Consider the following 6762-nt stretch of genomic DNA (forward strand, 5'->3'; position numbering starts at 1 on the left):
TTCATGACCGCCCTGCGCGAAGGCGTGGTGACGGTCATCGACGGCGGATCGCGTCGCCAGTTCGACGTCCAGGGCGGCTTCGCCGACGTCACGCCGGCGGGCCTGACCATCCTGGCCGAACAGGCCTCGGAAGTGGCGGCGGCGGGCTGAACCGCCCCGCCGGCCGCTGAGCCCGCCTTCGCCGATCGGAGTGGAAGGTGATTGGTGATTAGTGGTTGGTGGCTGCTGGTTCCCGGGCGGGGGTCATCTTGCGCCATCGCGGACGCGATCGGCCGCCAATCACCAATCACCAATCACCCGGCCAACACGGGCCGTCGCCAACGCGCTTCGGCTTGACCCCCGGCTCCCGCGCCCTAGATAGCCCCTGCAAGACGAGGCCACGTCCTCGCTCCCGTGGATGCGGGACGAAGTCCGGGACGGCCCGGCCCTTTGTGAGGAGGGCCGCGCGTGGCCTGGTTCTATCTTGTCATCGCCGGGCTGCTGGAAGTGGTCTGGGCCTATTTCATGAAGCAGTCGGCGGGCTTCACCCGCCTGTGGCCCAGCGTGATCACGCTCGGGGCCATGGGCGCGAGCTTCGCCCTGTTGTCGGTGTCGATGAAGACGCTGCCGCTCGGCACGGCCTATACGGTCTGGACGGGCATCGGCGCCGTGGGGGCCTTCATCGTCGGGGCGATCTGGCTGAACGAGGGCGTGCATCCGATGCGGGTGGCCGCCGCGGGTCTGGTCGTCGCGGGGCTGGTGCTGATGCGGCTGGCTCCGGCGAACTGATGGTGTAGCTTCGCTCCCGGAGGAGGAGCGGATGTTCGAAACGTTTCCCGGGCGCGACCGGGCCAGCCGTCTTCCTGCGGCCGTTCTCACGGTGTGCCTCGCGCTGTCGTCTTGCGCACATGTCAGCGAGGGCAGGGAGCCCCTCGCCCTTACCGAACGCGCGATCCGCGAGGCCTGCGTCCCTTTCGTAGTCGACGCAATCGACGGCGATGAGGTCGGACGCCGCCTCGGGGGCTGGTGGACCCGGAACCTGCCGGATCCTTTTACGCCGCCGCAGGGTCCGATTTTCCGCCGGGACGGTGCGACCCTTCAGGTCATCGATGGCCGCTCGGCGCGCACCGCCGGTGGCGCCTTGACGACGCAACCCCGACGAACCTGCACCCTTTGGCTGGGCCAATCGATGGATGAGGGCGCGCTCGTCGCCGCCGTTCGGGCCGCGGCCGCCAGCCGGACCGATGCAATCCTGGCCGATCCGCCCGTCGTCGACGGGCGTCGGCGTGTTGTCGCCTGCGTCCCCTCTGGGCCGGGCCGTACGGCCGTCGTCAGCGCCCTCGTCTTCCCTAACGGTGAGGCAGGCGCGAACGTCCATGAGACCAGTGCCGGCGCCAGACCCGGACGCTGCCTCGGCTGATCAGACCACCAACGGCGCGAAGGCGGCCACGACCTGTTCGTAGGTCGCGCGCTTGAACGGCACGATCAGGTCGGGCGCTTCCGACAGCGCGCCCCAACGCCAGGCGTCGAACTCGATCTCGGCGTGTTGCTCGAGGTCGATCTCCGTCTCGTCGCCGGTGAACCGGAAGGCGAACCATTTCTGCTTCTGGCCGCGCCAGCCGCGCGACTGTTTCGCGCCGCCGTAATCGGGCGGGAAGTCGTAGGCGATCCAGTCCTCGGTCGCTGCGATCAGCTCGGCGGAGATGACGCCGGTCTCTTCCGCCAGTTCGCGCCGGGCGGCGGCCTCGAGGTCCTCGCCGTCGTCGACCCCGCCCTGCGGAAACTGCCAGTTGTGCGGCGGCGGCGTGACCGCGCGCCGGCCGTACCAGACCCGCCCGTCAGGATGGAACAGGACGACGCCGACGTTGGGGCGGTAGAGGGAGAGGTCGGTCATAGGGGTGAGGGATGAGGGATGAGGGATGAGGGATGAGGGAGGGAAGCCTTGAGGCTCGACACCGCGGCCGGAACCCATCCCTCCTAATCCCTCATCTCTCATCCCTCATCCCTATCTTCCCGGTCGCTGCGTCATCGCCGACGCCGGCGCCAGTTGCAGCCCCCGCGCTTCGAGACCGGCGCTCCAGCGGGCTACGGCCTCCACCGTGACCGGATAGCTGAAGCCGGTCCCCAGGGCCTGACCCTGGCCCTTGGCCAGAGCCTCCAGCGCGTTGAGCTGGGCGACGATGGCGGCGGGGGTCTGCTGTTCGTCGATGATGCGGTTGGCGCTGGCGCGGGCCCAGGCTCCGGGGCGGCGGTTCATGGAGCCGTCGTCGAGGAAGGCCACGCCGCGCTGGCGCAGCACCGCCATGAAGGCGTTCATGCCGCCGTCCACGCCCGAGAAGCGGTCGCCGACATAGTTGGTGACGCCGAAATAGCCGGTCGCGCGGCCCATCAGCCAGGCCAGCTTGGCCTGGATCTCCAGCGGCCCGTCGGCGGCCAGCAGGGTGTGCGGGCCGGGGTCGATCCGGTCGGGATAGCCGGTCGGCTCCATGGGAATTTCGAGCATGACCTCGTGACCCTGCGCCCGAGCCTGATCGATCCAGCCCTGCAGGCCCTCGGCGTAGGGCACGAAGCTGAGCGTCACCTCCGGCGGCAGGCGTTCGATGGCGGCGCGGGTGGTGGCGGCGTTGAGGCCGAGGCCGCCGACGATCAAGGCCACGCGCGGCCGCCCGTTCGAGCGGAAGGGGCGCGCGTAGGCTTGAGCCGGCACGCGGCCGTCGGTGGCGATGCTCGGCAGCGGCCCGTTGGGGCCCGGCTGGCTGAGTCCGGCGATGGGGGCGGCGGGCAGGGGCTGGGCGGCGAAGCGCGGCGCCGTCACGGGCGCGCCGTCTCCGGCCACTGTGGCGCCGTTGGGCAGGGTGATCACCGCCTCGCCGGTCATGGCGGGACCGGCGGCTCCAGCGTCGGCGGCCAGGTCCTCCCACGAGCCGTAGGCGCTCATTGAGAAGGCTTCCAGTCCCGTTGGCGTGGGAGCGGCGACGGGCGCCTCGCGCTTCAGCGAGGCGCGTACCGACGGCGCGCCGGCGCGCGGATCGCCCAGCACGGTGACGAACAGGGCGACGGCGGCGAGAAGAAGCAGACCCGCGCAGGCGACGGCCACGGGCGGTCGGCGCAGGATGCGGCCGAAGGGCGCGAGCCGCTCGCGCATCGAGCGGCGGGCCGGAGGCGCTCCGGCGGTGGCGGCTAGAACGGACTGGCGCTTGGCGAACATGGGCGGACTGAAATGCTCGAACGGGGGTCCGCGGGGCGGACTCCTTCAGGGCTCACAGTGCCGGGCGTCGGTTAAGAAAGCCTAACGCGCCGTTAGCCATGCCGGATCAGTCGCCGGGCGCATCCTCAGCCGCCACGGCGGCGACTTCGGTTCCCGGCTCGGTGACGACGATGCCCTCCGGCGCCGCCGCCAGCTGGGTCAGGACGCCGCCCGCCCGCAGCACGTCGAAGGCGCGCTCCAGCTGATAGTCCTTGTCCTCGGGCCAGGCCTCGCCCGGCGCCTCCCGCGGCGTGTGCGGACCCTTGCGCTCGGCCCCGATGGACGCATCCAGCGCGGTGGCGTAGGCGGCCTCGGAGTAGATGAAGTTGGAGCGCGAGACGATCCGCGCCTCGGCCTGCGAGCGCGACACTTCCAGGTCTGGCTCGATGCCGATCTTCTGGATCGAGGCTCCCGACGGCGTGTAGTAGCGCGCCGTGGTGATCGACAGGGCCCCGTCGGCCCCGTTGCGCAGCGGAATGACGGTCTGGACCGAACCCTTGCCGAAGCTGGTCAGTCCGACGATCGTGGCGCGCTGGTGATCCTTCAGAGCGCCGGCGACGATCTCCGACGCCGAGGCGGAGCCGTAGTTGATCAGCACAACCAGTGGCAGGCCGCCGCTCAGGTCGCCGGGACGGGCCGCGTAGCGCTGGATCTGGTCGGCTTTGCGCCCGCGCTGGCTGACGATCTCGCCACGCTCAAGGAAGGCGTCCGACACTGCGATGGCCGCATCGAGCAGGCCGCCGCCGTTGTTCCGCAGATCAAGGACGTAGCCCTTGATCGCGGGGTTCTCACCCTTCAGGCGCGCGATGGTTTCGCCGAGTTCGCGCCCGGTGTTCTCGTTGAAGGTCGAGACCCGCAGATATCCGAAGTCGCCCTCGACCCGGCCGGTGACGGACTCGATCTTGATGACCTCGCGGGTCAGCACGACCTCTTTCGGCTCCTCGCCGTCGCGCAGGAAGGTGACCTTGATCGAGGTGCCCACGGCGCCGCGCAGCTTCTCGGACACCTGACTGACCGTCAGGCCCGCCGCGTTCTGGCCGTCGATGGACGAGATGACGTCGCCGGCGTTGACGCCCGCCCGCGCCGCCGGGCCGCCGTCCATCGGCGAGATCACCTTCACCAGCCCGGCCTCGGACTGGATCGTCAGGCCGACGCCGGAGTAGGCGCCCGAGGTGCGCTCCTGCAGATCGCCGTAGCCGTCCGGCGGCAGGTAGTTGGAGTGCGGATCGAGCGCCGTCATCATGCCCTGCAGGGCGGCCTCGATCAGCTTCTTGTCGTCGACGGGCACGACATAGGCCTGTTCGACGATGCCGAGCACGTCGCCGAACAGCCCGAGCATGCGGAAGGCCTCGTTGCGCGGCGTCTGGGCGACGGCGGCTCCGACCCCCACCAGGGTCACGGCGGCGGCGCCCATCAGAAGCAGTCTGCGCATCAGGTCTCTTTCAGCGATCGGAAGGTCGGGCCGGAACAGCCGTCTTTCCAGCAGTTACGGACCGGGAGGCGACGAAATCGTGGCCGACCGGCGGTTCATGGATAAAATCAGCGTCATCCGCGCTTGGGAAGCGGTTTCACCGGCCCGGGAGCCAGGGCGCGGGATCGATCGGACGCTCGTCGCGGCGCAGTTCGAAGCCGATCTCTCCATCGGCGCCGGAGCGGCCGAGCGACTGACCGTCGGTCACGGCCGAGCCGGTTTCGACCGACACCTCGTCGAGCCCCGAGATCACCGCCCGCCAGCCCGGGCCGAGGTCGAGGATGACGACCTGGCCCCAGCCGCTCAGGGGCCCGGCGAAGGCGACCCGCGCCGGGGCCGGAGCCCGCGCCTCGCCGCGATCCGACCGCCACCGCCATCCGGTGGAGCCTGACCCGAACCGGGCGGACGGCGCGCCGGCGACGGGGGACGTCAGTCGGCTGCGGCCCGCCGGAAGGCGCGCGGCGGCGGGCTCGGGCACGACCTCGGCGGGCACGGCGGCGCCGAGCGCGCGGAGGCGGGCCTCCAGCGCGCGGCTGGCCTTCTCCGCGCCCGCCGCCTCGGCGCGCAACACGGACTGAAGGGCCGTCTGTCGCGCGCCCAAGGCTTCAATGCGGGAGCGGCGGTCGCCCCTCGCGCTCTCGGCGGTGAACAGCTGCTCGCTGTTGAGGGCGGCGATGCGCCGGACACGGACGACCTCGGCCTGACGGTCCGCCAGCCCCTGCGCCCGCGCCTGAAGCGTCGGCGCCATGGCGCGGATCAGGATGGCCGCTCGGACGGTGTCCACCGCCTTATCGGCCGGCACCAGCAGCGGCGGGGGCGGACGCCGGCTCATCATCTGCAGGGCCGACAGCAGCCGGCCCTGCCGGGCGCGCGCCTGCGACAGCTGCGCGACCAGCGCCGCCTCTCGCTGGCCCAGCTCGCGCAGGCGGGCGCGCTGGCCCGCGATCAGCCGGTCGTCCTCGCCGACCGCGGTGCGCAGGGATGCAAGCTCCCGGTCCAGTCGCGCCAGTTCGGCGGTCGCCTCCGCCGCCTCAGCCCGCAGGCGGCGGGCGCGGGCCTGTTCGTCCCGGAACTCGCCCTGCAGCCGGGCGACATCCTGCGCCGCGCCGGTCGCGGCGACCGGCAGGGTCATCAGGCCGACGAAGAGGATGAGGGCGAACCGGCGCATCAGTCGCGATGATAGGGCGATCCGCCCAGGATCGTCACCGCGCGGTACAACTGCTCGGCCAGCATGGCGCGGGCCAGCGCGTGCGGCCAGGTCTGGGGCCCGAAGGCGAGGGTCGAGGCGGCGGCGGCGCGGACGCTTTCGTCCAGCCCGTCGGCCCCGCCGATGGCGAAGGCGAGGCGGCGCTCGCCCCGGTCGCGCAGCATGGCGATATGGGCGGCGAACTCGCGGCTGGAGAAGGTCTTGCCCCGCTCGTCGCAAGCGATCAGGTGCGCGCCCTCGGCGGCCTTGAGGATAAGCTCGGCCTCGGGCGCCTTGCCGGGCTTGCGCGCTTCAAGATCGATCAGCTCCAGCGGCCCCAGCCCGAGCGCACGTCCGGCGGCGGTGGTCCGCTCGGCGTAGTCGGCGGCCAGGATCGCTTCGGGCCCTCGCCCGGGCTTGCCGATGGCGATCACGGCCATCTTCATGCGGTCAGGTCAGGCGCGCGCGTCGACGCGGTGGCCGCTCTCGACCGACCAGATCTTCTCGATGTTGTAGAAAGCCCGGACTTCTGGCCGGAACAGGTGGACGATCACGTCGCCCGCATCCAGCAGCACCCAGTCGCAGTGCGGCAGGCCCGAGACCTTGACCCGGCCCAGACCCTGTTCCTTCAGCGTGCGCTGCAGGTGATCGGCCAAGGCGCCGACGTGGCGGTGTGAGCGTCCAGAGGCGATGATCATGGTGTCGGCCATCGGGCTTTTACCCTTCAGGTCGATGAGCACGATGTCCTGCGCCTTGTCGTCGTCGAGGCGCGTCAGGATCGCGGTTTCCAGATCGCTGGAGCCGACGGGAAGGGGAGCCTGCGGACCGTCTTCGGAATGGATGGGGGGGATGGCGTCCATCTCGTGCGCCGTGTTCGAA

Annotated in this window: 8 protein-coding genes and 1 pseudogene; 3 read left to right on the forward strand and 6 right to left on the reverse strand. The window is 71.1% G+C overall.

The window, feature by feature from the left end:
• The 3 genes and pseudogenes from atpC to VGB60_RS09235 form a co-directional block, all read left to right on the forward strand.
• Positions 1–150 (forward strand): annotated as a pseudogene (gene atpC, locus VGB60_RS09225) (F0F1 ATP synthase subunit epsilon); the annotation flags it as partial.
• Between the two features lie 297 nt (positions 151–447).
• Positions 448–768, forward strand: coding sequence for a multidrug efflux SMR transporter (locus VGB60_RS09230; RefSeq protein ID WP_331037974.1), 321 nt, complete (start codon positions 448–450; stop codon positions 766–768).
• Between the two features lie 31 nt (positions 769–799).
• On the forward strand, positions 800–1399 hold the full coding sequence (locus tag VGB60_RS09235; protein ID WP_331037975.1) for a hypothetical protein: 600 nt from the start codon (positions 800–802) through the stop codon (positions 1397–1399).
• Here the strand turns inward: VGB60_RS09235 and VGB60_RS09240 are convergent, their stop codons facing one another.
• The 6 genes from VGB60_RS09240 to rsfS all read right to left on the reverse strand — a co-directional run bounded on the left by VGB60_RS09240 (position 1400) and on the right by rsfS (position 6743).
• Positions 1400–1873, reverse strand: coding sequence for an RNA pyrophosphohydrolase (locus VGB60_RS09240; RefSeq protein ID WP_331037976.1), 474 nt, complete (start codon positions 1871–1873; stop codon positions 1400–1402).
• A 111-nt stretch (positions 1874–1984) separates the two neighbouring features.
• Entirely contained in the window at positions 1985–3187 is a 1203-nt protein-coding gene (locus VGB60_RS09245) for a divergent polysaccharide deacetylase family protein (RefSeq protein WP_331037977.1), read from the reverse strand.
• 106 nt (positions 3188–3293) lie between these two features.
• Positions 3294–4658: a S41 family peptidase gene (locus VGB60_RS09250; RefSeq protein WP_331037978.1), complete on the reverse strand. Its 1365-nt coding sequence runs from the start codon at positions 4656–4658 to the stop codon at positions 3294–3296.
• 136 nt (positions 4659–4794) lie between these two features.
• Complete coding sequence (locus tag VGB60_RS09255; protein ID WP_331037979.1) at positions 4795–5865, reverse strand: murein hydrolase activator EnvC family protein; 1071 nt, start codon at positions 5863–5865, stop codon at positions 4795–4797.
• Complete coding sequence (gene rlmH, locus VGB60_RS09260; protein ID WP_331037980.1) at positions 5865–6329, reverse strand: 23S rRNA (pseudouridine(1915)-N(3))-methyltransferase RlmH; 465 nt, start codon at positions 6327–6329, stop codon at positions 5865–5867. Before rlmH ends, VGB60_RS09255 begins: the two co-directional genes overlap by 1 nt.
• A gap of 9 nt (positions 6330–6338) precedes the next feature.
• Positions 6339–6743 carry a ribosome silencing factor gene (gene rsfS, locus VGB60_RS09265; RefSeq protein WP_331037981.1) on the reverse strand — a complete coding sequence of 135 codons (405 nt, stop codon included), beginning with the start codon at positions 6741–6743 and terminating at the stop codon, positions 6339–6341.
• Between the last annotated feature and the right edge of the window lie 19 nt (positions 6744–6762).

Source organism: Brevundimonas sp. (assembly GCF_036399195.1).
GTDB lineage: Bacteria > Pseudomonadota > Alphaproteobacteria > Caulobacterales > Caulobacteraceae > Brevundimonas.